At 67.6% G+C, this 17,524-nt stretch carries 15 protein-coding genes and 5 pseudogenes; 11 read left to right on the plus strand and 9 right to left on the minus strand.

Annotated features, from left to right (window positions below):
• Genes ACIPSA_RS30280 through ACIPSA_RS30290 form a run of 3 tightly spaced genes read right to left on the minus strand, consistent with a single transcriptional unit; the run spans position 1 to position 3,643 of the window.
• A complete protein-coding gene (locus tag ACIPSA_RS30280) occupies positions 1-1,428 on the minus strand; it encodes an aldehyde dehydrogenase family protein (RefSeq protein WP_402640018.1) in 1,428 nt (475 codons plus the stop codon).
• The gene (locus tag ACIPSA_RS30285) at positions 1,425-2,300 is read right to left on the minus strand and encodes an SDR family NAD(P)-dependent oxidoreductase (RefSeq protein WP_402640020.1); all 876 of its coding nucleotides are present in this window, start codon (positions 2,298-2,300) and stop codon (positions 1,425-1,427) included. Before ACIPSA_RS30285 ends, ACIPSA_RS30280 begins: the two co-directional genes overlap by 4 nt.
• The gene (locus tag ACIPSA_RS30290; protein WP_402640022.1) at positions 2,297-3,643 is read right to left on the minus strand and encodes a flavin-containing monooxygenase; all 1,347 of its coding nucleotides are present in this window, start codon (positions 3,641-3,643) and stop codon (positions 2,297-2,299) included. Before ACIPSA_RS30290 ends, ACIPSA_RS30285 begins: the two co-directional genes overlap by 4 nt.
• 166 nt (positions 3,644-3,809) lie before the next feature.
• On the opposite strand from ACIPSA_RS30290, the gene ACIPSA_RS30295 reads away from it, so the two are divergent.
• The 3 genes and pseudogenes from ACIPSA_RS30295 to ACIPSA_RS30305 form a co-directional block, all read left to right on the plus strand.
• Positions 3,810-4,163 (plus strand): hypothetical protein, encoded by a 354-nt coding sequence (locus tag ACIPSA_RS30295; RefSeq protein ID WP_402640024.1) that lies wholly within the window; start codon positions 3,810-3,812, stop codon positions 4,161-4,163.
• Positions 4,156-4,575: pseudogene (locus ACIPSA_RS30300) on the plus strand (SDR family NAD(P)-dependent oxidoreductase); the annotation flags it as partial. The gene ACIPSA_RS30295 and the pseudogene ACIPSA_RS30300, both read left to right, overlap by 8 nt.
• Before the next feature lie 4 nt (positions 4,576-4,579).
• A pseudogene (locus ACIPSA_RS30305) lies at positions 4,580-4,708 on the plus strand (short-chain dehydrogenase); the annotation flags it as partial.
• A gap of 213 nt (positions 4,709-4,921) precedes the next feature.
• Here the strand turns inward: ACIPSA_RS30305 and ACIPSA_RS30310 are convergent.
• Positions 4,922-5,104, minus strand: coding sequence for a hypothetical protein (locus tag ACIPSA_RS30310; protein ID WP_402640544.1), 183 nt, complete (start codon positions 5,102-5,104; stop codon positions 4,922-4,924).
• Positions 5,105-5,191: 87 nt separating this feature from the next.
• Between ACIPSA_RS30310 and ACIPSA_RS30315 the strand changes: the two genes are divergently transcribed.
• From ACIPSA_RS30315 to ACIPSA_RS30325, 3 genes are all read left to right on the plus strand, one after another.
• Positions 5,192-5,515 carry a hypothetical protein gene (locus ACIPSA_RS30315; protein WP_402640547.1) on the plus strand — a complete coding sequence of 108 codons (324 nt, stop codon included), beginning with the start codon at positions 5,192-5,194 and terminating at the stop codon, positions 5,513-5,515.
• Positions 5,516-6,010: 495 nt separating this feature from the next.
• Entirely contained in the window at positions 6,011-6,673 is a 663-nt protein-coding gene (locus ACIPSA_RS30320) for a response regulator transcription factor (protein WP_402640026.1), read from the plus strand.
• The gene (locus tag ACIPSA_RS30325) at positions 6,670-8,046 is read left to right on the plus strand and encodes a sensor histidine kinase (protein ID WP_402640028.1); all 1,377 of its coding nucleotides are present in this window, start codon (positions 6,670-6,672) and stop codon (positions 8,044-8,046) included. Before ACIPSA_RS30320 ends, ACIPSA_RS30325 begins: the two co-directional genes overlap by 4 nt.
• Here the strand turns inward: ACIPSA_RS30325 and ACIPSA_RS30330 are convergent.
• Positions 8,027-8,926, minus strand: a complete 900-nt coding sequence (locus tag ACIPSA_RS30330; RefSeq protein ID WP_402640030.1) for a hypothetical protein — start codon at positions 8,924-8,926, stop codon at positions 8,027-8,029. The two genes, ACIPSA_RS30325 and ACIPSA_RS30330, sit on opposite strands and share 20 nt — an antisense overlap.
• 153 nt (positions 8,927-9,079) lie before the next feature.
• Positions 9,080-9,514: pseudogene (locus ACIPSA_RS30335) on the minus strand (hypothetical protein); the annotation flags it as partial.
• A 246-nt stretch (positions 9,515-9,760) separates the two neighbouring features.
• On the opposite strand from ACIPSA_RS30335, the gene ACIPSA_RS30340 reads away from it, so the two are divergent.
• The gene (locus ACIPSA_RS30340; protein WP_402640032.1) at positions 9,761-10,303 is read left to right on the plus strand and encodes a hypothetical protein; all 543 of its coding nucleotides are present in this window, start codon (positions 9,761-9,763) and stop codon (positions 10,301-10,303) included.
• A 62-nt stretch (positions 10,304-10,365) separates the two neighbouring features.
• Here the strand turns inward: ACIPSA_RS30340 and ACIPSA_RS30345 are convergent, their stop codons facing one another.
• Positions 10,366-11,358 carry an asparaginase gene (locus ACIPSA_RS30345; protein ID WP_402640034.1) on the minus strand — a complete coding sequence of 331 codons (993 nt, stop codon included), beginning with the start codon at positions 11,356-11,358 and terminating at the stop codon, positions 10,366-10,368.
• Positions 11,359-11,478: 120 nt separating this feature from the next.
• Between ACIPSA_RS30345 and ACIPSA_RS30350 the strand changes: the two are divergent.
• Together ACIPSA_RS30350 and ACIPSA_RS30355 are read left to right on the plus strand one after the other, a co-directional pair.
• Positions 11,479-11,642: pseudogene (locus tag ACIPSA_RS30350) on the plus strand (IS5/IS1182 family transposase); the annotation flags it as partial.
• 316 nt (positions 11,643-11,958) lie between these two features.
• The gene (locus tag ACIPSA_RS30355; RefSeq protein WP_402640035.1) at positions 11,959-12,174 is read left to right on the plus strand and encodes a hypothetical protein; all 216 of its coding nucleotides are present in this window, start codon (positions 11,959-11,961) and stop codon (positions 12,172-12,174) included.
• Between the two features lie 23 nt (positions 12,175-12,197).
• Here ACIPSA_RS30355 and ACIPSA_RS30360 read toward each other — a convergent pair whose 3' ends face one another.
• Together ACIPSA_RS30360 and ACIPSA_RS30365 are read right to left on the minus strand one after the other, a co-directional pair.
• Complete coding sequence (locus ACIPSA_RS30360) at positions 12,198-13,820, minus strand: MFS transporter (RefSeq protein ID WP_402640037.1); 1,623 nt, start codon at positions 13,818-13,820, stop codon at positions 12,198-12,200.
• A gap of 1,467 nt (positions 13,821-15,287) precedes the next feature.
• Positions 15,288-15,551, minus strand: a complete 264-nt coding sequence (locus ACIPSA_RS30365; RefSeq protein WP_402640039.1) for a TniQ family protein — start codon at positions 15,549-15,551, stop codon at positions 15,288-15,290.
• A 762-nt stretch (positions 15,552-16,313) separates the two neighbouring features.
• Here ACIPSA_RS30365 and ACIPSA_RS30370 point away from each other — a divergent pair.
• Positions 16,314-16,832, plus strand: coding sequence for an AAA family ATPase (locus tag ACIPSA_RS30370; protein ID WP_402640040.1), 519 nt, complete (start codon positions 16,314-16,316; stop codon positions 16,830-16,832).
• 137 nt (positions 16,833-16,969) lie between these two features.
• Positions 16,970-17,263, plus strand: a pseudogene (locus tag ACIPSA_RS30375) (GNAT family N-acetyltransferase); the annotation flags it as partial.
• Positions 17,264-17,524 lie beyond the last annotated feature (261 nt).

Here is a 17,524-nt window from a genome sequence, read left to right on the forward strand (position 1 = left end):
TCAGCGTGTGCGGATCCAGAGCGTCTTCTGGCTGGTCCACTGTTCGAAGGCGCTGGTGGACTTCTCCGCGCCGCCGAACCCGGACTGCCTCCAGCCGCCGAACGGGGTGGTGATGTCGCCCTCGCTGTAGGCGTTGACCGAGACCACGCCGGCTTGGACGCCGCGGGCCAGGCGCAGGGCAGCGTCGAGGTCACGGGTCCAGACGGAGGCGGCGAGGCCGTACTCGGTCGTGTTCGCCATCCGTACCGCCTCCTCCTCGGAGGTGAAGGTCTGGACGGTGACGACGGGTCCGAACAGCTCCTGGGTGAGCACGTCGCTGCCTTCCGGAGCACGGCTGATCACTGTCGGCGGGTAGTAGGCGCCGCGCGACGGCAGTCCGTGCGGCAGCCCGGCGGTGTGGATCTGGGCTCCGGCGCCGCGGGCCGCGTCCACCGCCGCCGCGACACGGTCGAAGGCGGCGCGGCTGATGAGCGGCCCCATCTGGGTGCGTTCGTCGGCCGGATCACCGATGACCAGCTTCTTCGCGGCGGTGGTGAACCGGTCCAGCACCTCCTCGGCGATGCTGTGGTGGACCAGGACACGTGATCCGGCCGTGCAGTTCTGACCCATGGTCAGGAATGCCGCTTCGGTCATGTTATCGATCAGCTCTTCGCCGTACTCCAGAGCATCCGGCATCAGGATCTGCGGGCTCTTGCCGCCCATCTCCAGGGAGACCCGCTTGAAGTTGGTCTCGGCGGCGGCGGTCAGGATGCGGCGGCCGGTGGAGGTGGAGCCGGTGAACGACAGTGCGCGCACCAGCGGGTTGCGGGCGAGGGCCGCACCGGTGACGGAGCCGTGGCCGGGCAGCACCGTGAGCACGCCGTCCGGCAGGCCGGCTTCCGCCACCAGGGCGGCCAGGTGCAGGGTGGAACGGGGCGTCGCTTCGGCCGGTTTGAGCAGCAGGCTGTTGCCCGCGGCGAGCGCGGGGCCGACCTTCCAGGCGGCCATGGCCAGGGGGTAGTTCCAGGGCAGGATCGCCGCGGCCACCCCGACCGGCTCCCGGCTGACGAGTCCCAGGCTGTCGTGGCCGGTGGGGGCGATACGGCCGAAGACCTTGTCGGCCGCTTCCGCGAACCAGCGGATCGACTCGACCGCCCCGGGGACGTCGCCGGTACGGCACTCCGTGATCGGCTTTCCGGCGTCCTCGCTGTCCATGCGTGCCAGGTCCTCGGCGTCCCGCTCCATGAGGTCGGCAAGCCGGAGCAGCACGGCGGCGCGCTCCCGCGGCGCCCTGCGGGACCAGACACCGCTCTCGAACACCTGGTGTGCTCGCTCGGCCGTCGCCGCGACCCCGTCCGCGCTCACCGCGGGCACGGTCGTGATCAGCTCGCCGGTCGCCGGATTGACGACGGAAAGCGTCTCCTCCATCTCTGTGTCCCTCTCGCTCATGACTCCTCCACCAGTTCCCACCGGCCGCCGACCCTGCGGGCCAGCCCTCTGCGCCTCAGGTCCTCCAGATACCGGGCCATGCCCCGCTCACCACGCTTGCGGAACAGCGGGAAGAGCTTCGGCAGCAGGTTCGGCGCCAGCATCGCGAACCGCACCAGACGGGACTCACCGGGCCGTACATAGGCTTCGAGCCGCGGCTTGTCCAGCAGGCTCACGACCGCCTTCACGACGTCGGCCGGCTGTTGCGGCGCATCCTGGAACTGCAGTGAGTTCCCGCCGTCCACCGCCTCCTGACGCAGCATGCGGGTGTCGGTCGCCGACGGCAGGACCGAACCGGCCTTGATGCCCTTGCCCTTCAGGTCCAGCCCGATGGCGAGCATCGCGCCGCGCAGCCCGAACTTCGACGCGGTGTAGATCGGCGTCTCGCCCAGCGGAAAGATGCCGCCCAGGGACACCGTGGTGACCACACGCGGGTCGCCGGAGGCGCGCAGCAGCGGGATGGCGATCCGCGTGGTGACGAGCGGGGAGAGCAGGTTGAGGTTGATCTCCCGCTCGATGCTCTCCACGCTGCGCACGTCGAAGCGTTCCGCGCTGGTCATGCCGACGTTGTTGACCAGGACGTCGATCCGGCCGTGGGTGGCGGCCATGTCGTCGGCCATCCGCTCCACCGCGGCGCGGTCCAACAGGTCGCAGCCCAGCCCCGCATGACCGGCACCCGGCAGGTCGGCCGCCGTCTGCCTGGCCCGCGCCGCGTCGATGTCGACCACGACGAGGCGGGCCCCGTCGGAGGCGAAGCGGTGGCACATCGCGCTGCCGATGCCCCCGGCGCCGCCCGTCACCACGATGACCTTGTCGTGGAAGTCGTACGTCACGACGCCACCGCCTCGTGCCGCACCGACGTCACCTGCGGCGGCCGTCCCTCCGTGCGCCAGCCCATCCCGGCGGCGACCTTCGCGAAGTACTTCACGATGGCCTCGCTGTGGACATAACCCGTGTGGCGGGGCGATTCCACGAACCTCAGCCCGCCGGACAGGTCGGGCCGGTCGCTGCGGATCATGTGGGCGAACCGCTCGGCCGTAGGCAGTCCGTGTCGCGTGTCATGGATGAAGTCGGCGATCAACTGGGCTTGGATATCGAAGAGTTGGTAGGCGCCGGAGTTCGTCTCCACGAAGCCCACGCCGAACAGGCCCTCGTGCTCACGGGAGAACGCCGACAGGTAGAGGTCAGGGTGCTGTTCGTCACCGAAGTACCGCTGCGCGGCGGGCACCTTGTGCACGTATCCGGTGGCCAGGAGGATCACGTCGAAGTCGTCGCTGGTGCCGTCGGTGAAGTGCACTCTCCGGCCGTCGGTGCGGGTGATCCCGGGCTTGGCCGTGATGTCGCGGTGCTGAAGGTGGTGAAGCAGCATCGAGTTGATGGCCGGGTGGGTCTCGAACAACTTGTGGTCGGGCTTCTGCAGGCCCAGTCGACGCGGATCACCGTTGAGCAGCCGCAGCAGCGCGCCGAAGAGTTTCTGCTGGAGCCACAACGGCAGGTGGGGTCCGCCGGCCGCGATGGTGTCCACGGGCCGGCCGAACAGGTGCTTGGGGATGAACCAGTAGCCGCGCCGCATGCTGATCACGGCGTGGTCCGCCGCACGGGCCGCGTCGCAGGCGATGTCGAGCCCGGAGTTGCCCGCGCCTACCACCAGCACCCGCTTGCCACGCAGTTCGTCGGCGCTGCGATAGGTGACGGTGTGACGGATGTCGCCGGTGAACTCGCCCGGCAGTTCTGGGATATTGGGGTGCCACTGCGCGCCCGTGCACATCACGACCTGTCGGTGCACACTCTCCCGCCCGTCCGCCCGGGTCACCGTCCAGGTGCCGTCCGCGTTCTTCTCCACGTCCTGGACCCCGGCGCCGTACTCGATCCGCTCCCCCAGTCCGTACGCCTCGGCGAACGACGTCAGGTAGGACAGGATCTGCCGGTGCGGCGGATAGTCCGCGAAGTGGTCCGGCATCGGGTAGCCGCCGAAGCCTGAGAGGGTCCGGCTGGAGATGAAATGGGCCGACTCGTACATCGGGCTGCCGGGATTGTCGATGTCCCACAGCCCGCCCAGCCCGGTGTGGCGCTCGATGTGCGTGTACGGCAGGTCCCGCTCCGCCAGTGCCCTCGCGACCGCCAGCCCGGCCGGTCCTGCCCCGATCACACACGTGTCGTACTGGTTCTCGCTCACCAGTCACCCTTCCTTTCCCTGCACTCCTCACAGGCGTTGCCGGGAACCTATGCATCGGGAGATCGGCAGGAACTGACCTGTGCGGCCACAGAGGGGACCCCAGCGGCCAAACGGGGGGCCGCGGAGATCAGAGCCATGTCATGCGGCCCGTTCGGCGAGATATCGCGTGCTGGGATTCGCCGAGTTCGCGGACGCCGCGTACAAGTGTTCCGACGAAATGGCCCAGCTCATCATGATCGACATCAACGCCCGGGAGACAGGCGTCCGCAACGACGAGCTGGCACGGCTCAAGCGCACCGACGCCCCGGACCTGCGCGGCGGTGTCAACTACGTCGGCGGTCCGCAGCACACCAACTACGTCGAGCGCTCGACATACACGGCCTACCTCGCACAGATCCGCGACCGGTTCGGCTGGCGCGACGTCGACGACCACACGTACAACGACCTGCGCGCCGATGCGCCGTCCAACCCCTCCTCGGCATCCGCGTCCGAACCGCCGAAGGAGCCCAGCCATGTCTGACCGTGCATCCCTCACGCTCGTCACCGGCGCCGCCGGCGGGATCGGCGCGGCCGTCTGCGGCAGGCTCGCCGCACAGGGCCGCACCCTGCTGTGCGTCGAGCGCGACGAGACGCTCGCCGAGAAGGCAGCCCTCGTGGCCGGAGCGGACGCCGTCCCCGTCATATGCGACCTGTCCGACCGGGACGCGGTCGCGGCGCTCTGCGCGCGGGTCGAGAGCGAGTGGGTCGGCCAACTGGAACTGGTCTTCCTCAACGCCGGCGTGATCGTCCCCGGACACGTGGTCGACACCCCGGCCTCACAAGTCCGGCTCCAACTTGACGTCATGCTCGGATCCGTCATGGAACTCGCGGCGTCCGCGACCCCTGTCATGAAAGCGCACGGCCGGGGGCACATCGTCGCCACGGTGTCGATGGGCGATTCTCGCACTCCCCGGTTCGGCGGCCTACTCGGCGACCAAGGCCGGGCTGGGCGCCTACCTCGCGGCACTGAACGCCGAACTGCGAGGGACCGGGGTCGCAGTCAGCGGGAACTACCCGAGCGCCGTCGACACCCCGATGCCGCTCCACGAGGCGACACACGACGGCAGCCTGCTCAACTTCCTCGGCAAGGTGAGCACGGCCGACGACGTCGCGATGGCCTTCGAGCGCGCGCTGCGCAAGCGACGGGGCAGAACTGGCCCCCGGCGGCTCGGTGCCGCTGTCGTTCGGGGTATGGCTGTGGCCGGCCTTTCGAACAGTGCCAGACCGCTCTGCGGTCGGTCAGCCGCTGCAGGCTGCCCAGCCGGCGGCGGTTTCGTCGGCCCGGGTCCGCCGGTCGGCATCATCGTCTTGCCCGGCATCCTCGGAACCTGTGCGGAACATGGCTTCGAGGTCGGCGGGCTGTGCGACCACGGATGGCCTTTGCGTGGCGCGCGTCGCTCGGGAACGCTCCTCCACCGTCATTCGTCTACAGTGACATAGACCGTCTACATTTCTGTAGTCATCCGCTTCGGCCTGTGCGCTCCCGCCTGCAGGAAAGGTTCGTCCCGCATGACCACTTCGTCACACCTGGCCTCACACCTGGCCGCCGACGTGCTCGACGCACACTGGCTGCCGGCTGCCTTCGGTGTGCCAGGCGTCGGCGTGGTCGTGTTCGCCGGAACCTGCCTGCTGGTCGCGGCGGCCGTCGGCGCGCCGGCCAGAGCTCGGAGCGGATACCTGAGCGGCCGGGAGGCAGCGGGACCACGGATCCACCGCAGCCGTTCCTGGCGCTCGCACGAGGGAGTCAAGCACGCGGAGAACCTACTGAAGCGGTACGCGCACGCCAAGGCCGTTGTCGTGGCCCGGTTCATACCGGTGGTGCGGACGTGCTGAACCCGATGGCGGGTGCGCCGGACGTTCCGTTACGGACATTCACGCCGCGGCAGGTGGTCGGCGGCCCGGTCCGGACTGCCGGCCTGGCCCTTGCGTGGTTCCCCTTCTCTCGCAAGCAATGCGCGCCTTCAAGGGGCCGACACGAGGCAAGGAGACCAGTGACGCTTGCCGTTGACTGGCCCCGACGACGGCTCCGCGAACCCCGACATGGTGCGCCTTGCGCGGCATTCACCCGGCCGACTGGATGAGACGGTCCGGCCTGGTCGACGTAATGGACTCGCGGAGGTGGTGAGCCACGAGTGTGAGGGCCGTCGACGGACCGGCGGCAATGACGGTGATACGCGCAGCAAAGAAGCAGCCGTCCGTCCGTGACACGGCCGGCGCTCGATGACCGCCATCGGCCCAGCAGGCCGACAGCCTGCTCGGGGACGGCCCGGTGGCCGCCCAAGCTGTTCATCGCAGCTACGACCATGACCGGAGGACCGGCGGAGGACCATGCGATCCAAGATCCTGGTTGTTGAGGACGATCACGCCCTGCGGGACGTGCTGCGGCGGGGCCTGCAGGACGAGGAATTCGAGCCTGTTCTCGCCCCCGACGGAGCCACCGCCCTGCGGCTGGCGACCGCTGACATCGCGGCGGCCATCCTGGATGTCGGCCTGCCCGACTCGGACGGACGGGACGTATGCCAGGCAATGCGTGCCAACGGCTTCCTCGCCCCCGTGATCTTCCTGACCGCCCGGCACCAGCTCACCGACCGCCTGTCCGGCTTCTCCGCCGGGGGCGACGACTACCTGCCCAAACCCTTCCATCTCGCCGAACTCGCCGCCAGGCTGCGCGCCGCACTCAGACGGGCCGCCCCCCGATTCTGCGCCACAGCCGGCGATCTGGTCCTGGACGCGGTGGATCACAGTGCGACCGTGCACGGTGCCCGCGTCGACCTCTCCCCGACGGAGTTCCGGCTGCTGGCCACGCTCCTTGCCGCGGACGGGACCCTCGTGCGCCGCCGTGACCTGGTGCGGGCCGGCTGGCCCGAGGGCGCGCACGTCAGTGACAACACTCTGGACCAGTACCTGAGCCGGCTGCGCCGCAAACTGCGCGAGGCGAGCAGCCGTCTGACGATCGACACGGTGCGCGGGGTCGGACACCGCCTGTCATGAACCGTGTCTTCCGCGTCTTCCGGCACCTGGCCCCGCGCACCCTTCGGGGTCGGCTGTCCCTCGTGGCGCTGGCCACCGCCGCCCTGCTGATGACGGTCCTGACCGTGGCGTTCAACGCCGTGATGGACGAGCACCTGCAACGCCAGGCGGACGACGAGTTGCGCACCAGAGCAGCAGCGGTGACCACGACCGTCGACACCAGCGGTCCCCGGGTACGCATCCTGGAAACCGTCAACGACCGCCTCCTCGACGCCAACGTGTGGATCTACGCCGACACCCACCTGCTGGAAAAGCCGCCGTCCGCCACTGTCGCCAGCCCACTGACCCAGGCCGCCGACCGGCTGGCCGCACACCGGAAGCACGCCTGCGCGACCGTCGACAGCCACCGGCCCGTCCGCCTGTGCTCCCACCCGATCCCCGGCCGCGATGCCAGAGCCACTGTCGTCACCGCTCTCGACCTGGCTCCGTACCGCAATTCGGCCGACACCCTGCTGCTGGGGTCGGTCGTGCTGGACGCTGTGATGCTCGGATGCACGTACGTCCTCACGCGCCTGTCCGTCGGCCGGGCACTGCGACCGGTGCGGACGATGACCGACCAGGCCACGCAGTGGAGCGCTGTGGACTCCGACGACCGCTTCGGAACGAACGATCACCCGATCGAACTCGCCCGTCTGGGTGGCTCGTTGGACGCGCTTCTGGACCGCATACGCACCGTACTGCGCCACGAACGGCAGTTGACGGGCGAACTGTCCCACGAACTGCGCACGCCGCTCACCCGGATCATCATGGAACTCGACTGGTGGCGGGCCCGCCCGCGCACTGACGCCGAGGCCCGGGCCGCCCAAGAGGTGATCGCCGAGGCCGCGCAGTCCATGCGCACGATCTGCGACACGCTCCTCAACGACGCCCGCGAGAATGCGCTGAACCCGGCGACGGCCCCCGCAACGACCGACGTCGTGCCCGTCCTGGGCCGCCTGCTCCAGCACGTCGGCCCAGGACGGGTGAAAGCCACGGTGGAGACAGGAGCGCAGGTGCTGGAGGCGGGGGTCGCACCCGCTCTCCTCGAACGCATCCTCAGCCCTCTGCTCGCCAACGCCGTCCGCTATGCCCGCTCCAGCGTGGTCGTGTCCGCGCGGCGCCTGCCCGGTTCCGTGCGGATCGATGTCATCGACGACGGCCCCGGTGTGCCTGGAGCGTTCGTGGAGGAACTGTTCCAGCCCGGCCGACGCGCCGACGCCGACGACGGGCACGACGGCGCGGGCCTGGGGCTGCCGCTCGCGCGACGTCTGGCCCGCGCCGTCGGCGGCGAGGTGTCCTACGACCCCGGACACACGCCCGGGGCCAGGTTCACGGTCAGTCTCCCCGCCGGGTGACCAACTCCTGCTCCTCCTGCGCCCGTCCCACGGCGGTACGGCGCTCCTGCAGGTGGGCATAGGCCATCAGGCCGAACAGAACGACGAGCAGCACGGCGGACGAGCCCGCGGTACCGAGATCCAGGCCGCCCTTGGCAACCGGCTTGGTGAGGAAGTCGCCCGCTGTGGCGCCCAGCGGGCGAGTGAGGACGAAGGCGATCCAGAACAGCAGCACGTTCGGCACCGCGGGCACCTTCATGAACGCAAGGAGCACGGCGAGCAGCCCGGTCACGAGCAGCGCGCCGCCGGCGTAGCCGAGGCCGGAGCTGTCGGACAGGAAGTCGCCCATTGAGGTGCCGAGGGTGTTCGATACGAGGATCGCCGACCAGAACAGGGCCTCGCCCTTGAAGGTGACGATGTCGCGGATCTGGAAGGTCATCCCGCTCAGCTTCCAGGCAAGGAAGATCACCAGGAGGATCGAGATCAGGATCGCCGCCCCGGCGGGGTAGCCCAGGCCGAGGCCCTGCGGGCCCCAGCCCAGCTTGGTCGCGCCGTTCGAGAGGTACTTGGCGCTGGCGTCGCGGTTCATGAAGTCGGACATCGTGGTGCCTGCCATGCTGGTCGACAGGATCACGGTCCAGTAGAAGAACGGGTTGTAGTGGCTGGATCGCAGCTGGACCACCAGCGTCACCACGAAGGTCAGGAACAGCGCGATCGTGGTGAGGAAGTAGCCCAGCTTCAGGGTCTGTGCGAAGAGGTCGCCCGCCGTCTCACCCAGGGTCGTCGCGGCGATCTTCATGATCCAGAACGCCAGCGTGACCTCGGGCAGTTTCTTCATCACCGACTTGGTCGTCGACGTGCTCGCCACGTCGAAGTCGGTGAGGACCTCGGATTTCTCCAACTCAGATTCTCCTGTCCGGTCGAACGACAGGGCGCTCGCCCCCGGGTAGCGGGACGAGCGCCCTGTGAGATGAGTCGGCCACCGGCGGCGGCCGTGATCTCCGACCGTGGCACAGAGATCCTGAACGCATCCTGAACACGGACAGGTTGCAGGTCACGGCGCGTGTGGCGGACCCGGCTCCGGCTCCGGCTCCGGCTCGGTGACGTCCTTGCGGGTCACTCCCAGGTACACGACCATGCCGAGGATGACGGCCAGGAACAGCGCGCTGGTGATCACGGTGCCCAGGCCCAGGCCGCCGTCTCCGGTCGGCTGGGAGAGGAAAACGACCGCGAGAAGCAGCGCAAACACCGTGGTGCTCAGCCCCAGCGGCACGCCCATGTTGTCGGTGAGGTTGTCGCTGATCAGCGTACCGACGACGCTGATCAGGGCTACGGCGAGCCAGTACACGCCCGCCCGGTACGCGCTCGTGCGGAACTGCACGACGATCACCACCGCCAGCAGCGCGCTCATCAGCGCCGACACACCGGTCAGGCCGAGGCCCGCCTTCTCGTCATGGAGAGCGACCGTGCCACCGGACACCTGAATGCATCCTGACTGCCGTGCGGCACCGCGCGCAGCCCTGCACGGCGGCGCCACCGACTTGTTCTGTCGTAAGCGTTGACCACGTTCTGGAAACGTTTTACTTTCGCCTCACACGGCAGACGTGAGCGAGGGGGCCTCGTGGCCACTGCTCTACGGGAACGTGCACGTGCAAAGGGTGTGAGCACCGCTCGCCGGCGACGGGCCGGTGCGCGATCCACGCGAAAAGGCTTACAAAGCAGGTCGCTGCTGCTCATGCTGCCCGGGGTCGGCTACTTCCTGCTCTTCCACTACGGTGCCCTGGCGGGCAACGTCATCGCCTTCAAGGAGTACGTGCCCTTCGAAGGACTCGCGGGCAGTCCGTGGATCGGGCTCGGCAACTTCCAACGGTTGTTCGCGGACGGCGCGTTCTGGTCGGCGGTCCTCAACACGCTCGCGATCGCGCTGCTCCGCGCCGCACGTGTCACTCCCCGACCGTCCAGGAGCCGGTCGGCGACCGCCTCCCAGTGGGCGCGGGTCCAGCCCGTGACGGGTGAGCGCAGCAGGTCGGGAGGGGGGAGATGGGAGGTTGGGGAGCCGGGCGACTACCTCTACACGTTCGCGGACATCCGGCGGGCACGGATCCGTACGGCACCGAGCGCTGGCCGCCCATCACCTCCCCGCGCCTCGCCCAGTACCGGCTGCCCGGCCCGCCCAGCCACTCCGGGCCGTGGTCGGACGGCCTGGGGGCATCGCATCGAGACGATCAGTGTGGTGCGCGGCCCGTGGCTCTTGTTCCAGGGGATCGTGTTCCGGTGATCTCTCGGTGGCCGAGGCAGGACGGCAGGGCCTCTTGGTGGCTCGGGGCTGCGATCCTGGAGTCAGCCGTGCTCAGCGAAGGCTGCGGTGATGGCCTCGCGATCGGCACCGCCGGCCAGCATGAGCCGAAGGAGGATCCGGGCCTTGTAGGGGTCGAGAAGTCCGCCGTTGATGAGGCCGCGGCGTTGCAGGTCGGTCTCTGAGCCGATGGCGCCGTAGGTGTGCCGCAGAACGGATCCGCTGCCGGTGCGGGAGGTGAGCACGACGGGCATGCGTTCAGCCACAGTTCCCAGAAGATCGGCGAGTTTACTCGGGACATGGCCGACGCCGAAGCCGGCGATGACCAGTCCCTGGCTCGCCTCGGCGATGGCAGTGAGCAGGTCCGCGTCCTCGTCGAGAGTGACGGTATGCACCGCGACTCGGGTCCTCTCCAACGATTCAGGACGCGGGTACGGTGCGCGGCGGCGTGCGGGGGCCATGAGTACTCGGGCATGGCCTTCGATGACGTGGCCGATCGGGCCAGTGTTGGGCGAGGCGAATGTGGCGGTGCTTGTGCTGTGGGTTTTGCGCACCCAGCGGGCGGCGTGGATCTCGTCGTTGAAGACGACCAGTGCTCCCAAGCCGTGGCTCGCGCGAGAGGCGGCGGTGCGGGCGGCGGCGAGCAGGTTCCCAGGGCCGTCGTGTCCCGCGAGTGTCGGGTTGCGCATGGCTCCGGTCAGGACGAACGGCTCGGCGTGCGGCCAGACCAGGTCGATGAGGAACGCGGTCTCTTCCAGAGTGTCGGTTCCCTGGGTGACCACTACCCCGCAGGCCCCGGCCTGCACCGCCTGTGACGCTGATTCCACCAGGGTCAGGATGTGCGCGAAAGTCAGGTTCGCGCTGGGGACGGCGTCGATGTCGTGGATGTCCAGGGTCGTTCCCAGTCGGTCGAGCCCGGGCACGGCCGCGGCGAGGTCGGCTCCGTTCAACCGGCTGACCACCGGCCCGCTTTCGACGCCCCGGGTATGACCTGCCATCGATATCGTGCCGCCGAGCGTGAACAGCGCAACGCCCATACCCCTGTGCCTCCTGTTTGCAGCGGGCAACCACTGATCCCAGCCCTGGGCAGCCTATCGGGAGTGGATCAGTTCACCGACGCCGACGCGAAGTTCCACCGCACCGCCCTCCAGACCGCTCCGTTCAGCAGGCCGCTATGGGTCTCGCCGGCCCTGCCCGGTTCCGTGCACGACATCAAGGCCGCCCGTACCCACGGCATCATCGACGCTCTGACGGACGCAGGCATCTGCTGCTGGGCTGACATCCCGGCGGTGCCGTTCGCGCGCCCTGCCGCGCCCGTTGGCGTTGCTACTGTGACACGCAGCGATAGTTGCCCACTCGCAGTGCTACTTGGCCACAAAGCCCCCCTGGGTGATTTGCCTTGTTGAGCTGGGACACGGTAGTTGGAACCTGGCCACGGGAGTTGGAACCAGCGTCGGGGCGGCAGGCGGGGGCGGCACCGATAGAGTCGGCTGGTGACCGAGCGCATTGTCCAGCCGTCCCTGCCGACCCGAGATCAACTCTGCGCTCTGCGTGACTTCGTTCATGGGCGGAGTTACTCCGCGGGTTCGGTTGCCATTCGGCTTCCCGGTGAACCGCCTCATGCTACGGACTCGGGTGTGGCCGATGTGGCCCGCGCCTCGGGCGCCCTGTATGACGTCACCAACGTCCTCTGCAAGCGGCTGTTCGCCGAAATCGACACTGGTCAGCCCGGCGTCGCTGCCGAACTCGCGTGGGAGGCGCTGCTCGCGATCGCAGACGCTTGGCGAGATGCGCCCAATGTGCCCGCTGAGCTGCGGAAGCTGGTATTTGATGCTGCCCTGCGGCGGGCCTGAGCCTGCGTTCTGCCATCACACTCTCAGACGGAGCTGCGGGCCTCTTCGTAGTCCGGCTCCGGTATCGGACCTTTCTTCTTTCCGACAGCAGGCAAGGTAATCAGCAGCACAGCTGCTCCGAGGAGTGCGATGACCGCGATCCAGCCCGCGCCGACGTGCATAGCATGGATGAACGCATTATCGGCAGCCTGCGCAAGAGTGGGCCGGTGGATAGCGGTGGCGACGTGGCGGGCCTGTTCGGCGGAAACTCGTGCCTGATCCTGCACCGGACGGGGTGCACCCTCCAGCGAAGGTTCGATCGCATGTCGGTACATGATCGACATGATCGTGCCGCCTACTGCGATTCCGATCACACTGCCGGTTTGTCGCACGGTGTTGGTGACGGCCGATCCTGCACCGGCCTGTTCCAACGGCAGGTTGCTGATCAATGCGGCCGTAACGGGGCCGATCACCATGCCGATCGAGAGACCCTGTATCAACAACAGGATCTCGATCCAGACGAGTGGAGTTTGGAGTCCGAGGAATCCGTACCCGCCCATGGTCAGCGCAGCCACGGTTAGCGCCGGCACGGTGACAGGGCGTAGCGACAGGCGGCGAACCAGGCGCGAGGCAAGGGGCGCCCCCACGAGCGCGCCGAATGCGGTCGGAATATTGGCCAAACCCGCCTTCATCGGCGAAAATCCGAGCGCGCCCTGTAGGTAGAACGCGCTATAGAAGGTGATGGCGGCCACAGCGAAGAGCAGCAATCCGAGCGCCACATTGCCGCCGCCGAATGTGCGTTGCGCGAGCAGTCGCGGATTAAAGCTGGGCACCTTGACACGCAGTTCGACGAGTACGAAAACGGTCAGCAGAACCAGACCGACAACGATCGGCGCCCAGACGTCGGTACGGCTCCACACAGCCACTTGCCCCGCCCGGATCAGCCCGTAGGCCAATGCCAGGAGCCCACTGATCGACAGCAACATTCCAGCGGGGTCCAGTGGCCGCGGAGTGGGGCTGCGGAAATTCGGAACCAGCACGGCGAGCCCGACCAACGCCAATGCCGCGACCGGGACATTGATCAGAAAGACCGAGCCCCACCAGAAATGATCGAGCAGGAACCCCGCCAGCACCGGACCGGCAGCCATTCCGACACCGGCCGACGTCGAGAAAATGCCGATCGCGGCAGCCCGCGCAGGGCCAGTAAAGGTCCACATAAGGATGGCCAAGTTGGCGGGCGTGATCAGCGCGCTGCCCACCCCCATCGCAGCTCGAGCTGCAATCAGCTGGCCCGCATCGCTTGTGTACGCCGCCCACAGCGAGGACCCGGCGAAGATCACCAACCCACTGGAAAACACAGTCCGGTGACCGAACCGATCACCCAATGCGCCTGCAGTGAACATCAATGTGGCGAAGGCCAGAGTGTACGAACCGGTCGCCCATTGCAGCTGAGCGGGATTGGCCCCCAGTCCACGGACCGGGTCTGCAAGGGTCTCCAGCGTAGTACTCAGGACGGTATTGTCCAGCCAAATCAGCAGCGAACATAACATAAGAACGGCAAGAATTAACTGCTGCCTGGACTTCGGCAACGTTGGAGGCGTGGTCATGAACACCTTCGGATATCGATCGGCGGGAACCTGAACGACTGGACCATAAGCAAGCTCCACGACGCTGTCAAGCTTAGAATTTCTCGTCAAACTGTTGCGGACGAACGGACTGTATGTCCTCTGCCGGATTTGCGGACTGAACAATTTTGTGCCCTCTGGCGGATTTGCGAGTTGAAGGATTTCGTGACTTCCGGAGGGTTGCGACTGAGCAGATTTCATGCCCTCCAGTGAGCTGTCGCACCGCGTCCTGCGACCCCAGCTCGGTGCCCACGCCAAACCGCGGCTCCTGCCGACTCAAGACTCCCGGAACACTGGCACTTACCTGACGCTTCGCCGAGCACCATTTCTGCGTCACTCACCATGGCCTTCAGAACTCAGTCCCGGCGGATCGGGTTCGGCTGCGCGAGGTCACTTGTTTGTCGATCTTCCGTGCGAGATCTTCGGCGTGCTGGATGCGGAGCCCTCGCAGTGCCGCGTAGTGGTCGAGCGGATCGGGTCGTGAGAGCTGGGACCATGTGCTGCTGCGCCGGAGGTGCCAGGCCTGGCGGACGTCTGGGGGTTGTTGCGCTTCGATGGGACGAGGACGGCAAGTGCTTCTCGTACCAGCTCTGCTCCAGGAACGCGGGCACGTGCTCGGGGAGGTAGCCGTCAGCCCGGATAAACGCCTTGGGTTGTGGGGACCTGAGCGTCGCCGGTAGGCGTGGGTAACGGGGGTTCCGCAGCCTGTTGCAGGACCTCCGAGCATGATGATCCATGCCGGACGAAGAACCGTGTCCACGGAGCCCGGCTGGGGCGGCCTTCCCAGGTCGCTCGGACGTGCTTGGCAGGGTGTCGTTGAGGTCGGGGGCATCGAGGAGGTTCGCGGCCGCGGTCAGCAGGGCAGCGGTCGCGGTGGAATCCATCGGCGGCCTGTCGAGTGCCTGGCGGGCGCCTGATCCGAGGGCGCGGGTGTGAGCGTCGACCGCGTGGGACATGCTGGGGTCGGTCAGGTCCCGGCCGTGGGGCCAGGACGCGCAGAGCAGTGCCGTCACCACCCGCAGGTCGGTGAAGAAGGAGTGCGCGTTCTCCGCCGGGCGGTGTGGTTCGAGATGGTCGAGCAGTCGTTGCTGCGTCTTGAGCATGCTCTCGCAGGGCTGAGGAGTATCGGTGTCCGTGTGCTGGTCGAGGCGGGCTCCGCAGGACGGTCCTTTTCCTCCCTGGCCTCCGGGTTGGTCGGGGTGTCGGCATTGAGTCGGGTGGAGGGTGCTGTCCGCCGCCTCGGCGATGAGCTGGGTGACTGCTCGGTGTGACGGGTGGTTCCGGTGGCAGCCGTGTTGCAGGAAGACACGGTGGTCAGGGCAGGCGACTGCGATGGGCAACTGCCAGATCCTCTTCCAGGGGGCCTCCGAACTGCTGCTCGACGGGGGTGCCGTCGCCGGCGAGGCATTGCGGGCAGTAGGGCGGGATGTTGTTGAACAGCCAGTCGTCACGGGATGCCTGAGGACCGGAGCCGGAGGGCATGCGAGCGATCGGGGGATAGCGGTCTGCTCAGGGAAAGAACGTCGGAGCGGCCGCTTCCTCCTCGCTCAGCCGGGTGGCGCGGGCGAAGCTGACGACGTCGAGGTCCAGCAAGAGCATCCGGCCGAGCGGGGTTGTCGAGGGTTGCTTGGTGCAGCCGGTCAGCCGGGCCAGGCGGATGGGCGAGGGATGGAGACGGTGAGCGAGCCGTAGCAGGTAGCCGCCAAGGGACTCGCCGGGCAGTGGGTCGAGGCTTCGCGTCAGCGGTCGGCCGAAGGCGGTGGGCTCAGCCATCGGCGGCCGGCCTGTCGCCGTGGTCGTCGAAGACCGTGTTGCGCGGCCTGCTACCGGTCTTCTTCCCATGCTGTCGGGGAGGTTTGACGTGCGGTGGGATCTCAGGGACCTCGCCGGCCTCCGGATCGAGATCGGTCTCCCGCGAAGTCCAGCGCTAGCAGCAGCCTGGCCTCCTCCAGGCTCTCCGCACCATGAAGCCGGCCGGTGCTGACCATGAACTGAGGCCCCGGACGATGGCGCTGTCCTCACCGCCAGGAGATTCAGCGGATCGGATCGCTGTTCACCATCGGCACCTGGCCGAGCTCCCGCACCGTCCGGGAGACCCGCTCCTCGCCGGTCGGTCCTCCACTCCACTCGACCGACCAACGAAGGGGCCAGTCGTCATCCAGCCGCAGACCGGCTCGGGCCGCGTCGACCGACACCGGGACGAGGAGTTCATCCCATCTGGCGAGGGCGACCAGAGCGGCCCACCCGCCGTTCCGTCAGGAGTACGTACGGCCTTGCCCACGCTCACGCTTCTCGGGGCATGAAGGAAAGCGCCCACCACCGACGAGGGCCTTGGATCTTCGGAACTGGTGCCAAGAAGACTGACAACTCACGGTTGATTGCGAGAAGCGTGACCACTTGGTGCCAACAAGCGTGTCCCACCGACCAGAAACCACCAGCTCATCGAGCTTCACCAGTTCCAACTAACGTGTCCAGGCTCAACCAGGTTCTGCCGTACCCGTTCCCGCGGCCCGCACCGCGCTAGCATCGGGCCCCGTGATCGTATGGCTCAATGGCACCCACGGTGCAGGCAAGACGACGACCAGTCCACTCGTGCAGCAACTGATCCCGGATTCACGAGTGTTCGACGCCGAGAAGGTCGGCGAAACACTCATGGACATCACGCCGGGGCTGCCCCGGACGGACAACTTCCAGCACTGGCCACCGTGGCGGCAGCTCGTCGTCGAGACCGCCCGCCGCGTGCTCGACTACACCGGCGGCACTCTGGTGGTACCCATGACTGTCCTGGTCGAGCAGTACTGGCGCGAGATCAGCGCGGGCCTCGCCCAACATGCCATCCCGGTTCGGCACTTCGTCCTCCACGCTGACCAGGACACGCTCCGCGGGCGTATCGAGGGGGACACTCCCATCCCCTCCCCGTTCCGCCTCAAATACCTTGAGCCTTACGCCGAGGCGGCCCGCACGTGGCTGCACAGCGAGGCCGAGGTCGTCGACACCACGCACCTCACGCCCGCCCAGGCCGCCCTACAGATCGCAGAGGCCGTCAAGAGTTGAGGTCCGCCCGCCACGCGAAAACAGCCGCAGGCGGCACCAGGGAACGGCCTTCCGCCAAGCAGAGCGCACGACTCTTGCGGATCGCCGAGCCGCACAGCCTGCCCGGGCTGGGGTGATCCGGCGCCCAACAGACGTGAGGCCGCTTCGAGTACGGCGTCACGATCGGCGCTGACCACCGGCGCAAGGGCTACGCGGCAGAAGCCGTGGTGCTGCTGTTGCGCTTCATGTTCGCCGAACGGCGCCATCACAAGTGCCAAGCACGGGTCTTCGCCCACAACGAGGCATCGCTGGCATTTCAACGCCGGCTCGGGTTCATCGAGGAAGGCCGCCTCCGCGATCACGTGTTCTTCGCGGGTCGGCACCATGATCTCGTCATGATGGGCATGCTCGCTGACGAGTTCGCCCAGTTGCACTCGCTGAGCAAACAGTGAGCTGCTCATCTCAAGGAGCTGAGCTGAACGAAACTAGAAGTTGATCGGCGTTTTCCCAGTTCAGCGGATCTGAAGGCGGCCTTCGTCTGATCCTGTGCTCCGTCACGAAGTCAGTTGACCAGTACGAAGGCCGTGGTCCTGAGTCTGGGGTATCAGGGTGTCCTGCGGGATGCGCTCACTGATCGCTGAACGGGCAGTTCTGGCCCGCCGCAACGGGGGAAGCGACGGGCCAGACATATCCGAGGTGCCACACCCCTTCCA

It is taken from the genome of Streptomyces sp. NPDC086549, assembly GCF_044746205.1.
GTDB lineage: Bacteria > Actinomycetota > Actinomycetes > Streptomycetales > Streptomycetaceae > Streptomyces.

Bases quoted from the DNA above. Each gene is read 5' to 3' on its own strand.
- ACIPSA_RS30280 (WP_402640018.1), bottom strand. From the start codon at position 1,428: ATGAGCGAGAGGGACACAGAGATGGAGGAGACGCTTTCCGTCGTCAAT.
- ACIPSA_RS30310 (WP_402640544.1), bottom strand. From the start codon at position 5,104: ATGACGGTGGAGGAGCGTTCCCGAGCGACGCGCGCCACGCAAAGGCCA.
- ACIPSA_RS30315 (WP_402640547.1), top strand. From the start codon at position 5,192: ATGACCACTTCGTCACACCTGGCCTCACACCTGGCCGCCGACGTGCTC.
- ACIPSA_RS30320 (WP_402640026.1), top strand. From the start codon at position 6,011: ATGCGATCCAAGATCCTGGTTGTTGAGGACGATCACGCCCTGCGGGAC.
- ACIPSA_RS30325 (WP_402640028.1), top strand. From the start codon at position 6,670: ATGAACCGTGTCTTCCGCGTCTTCCGGCACCTGGCCCCGCGCACCCTT.
- ACIPSA_RS30340 (WP_402640032.1), top strand. From the start codon at position 9,761: ATGCTGCCCGGGGTCGGCTACTTCCTGCTCTTCCACTACGGTGCCCTG.
- ACIPSA_RS30345 (WP_402640034.1), bottom strand. From the start codon at position 11,358: ATGGGCGTTGCGCTGTTCACGCTCGGCGGCACGATATCGATGGCAGGT.
- ACIPSA_RS30365 (WP_402640039.1), bottom strand. From the start codon at position 15,551: ATGGCTGAGCCCACCGCCTTCGGCCGACCGCTGACGCGAAGCCTCGAC.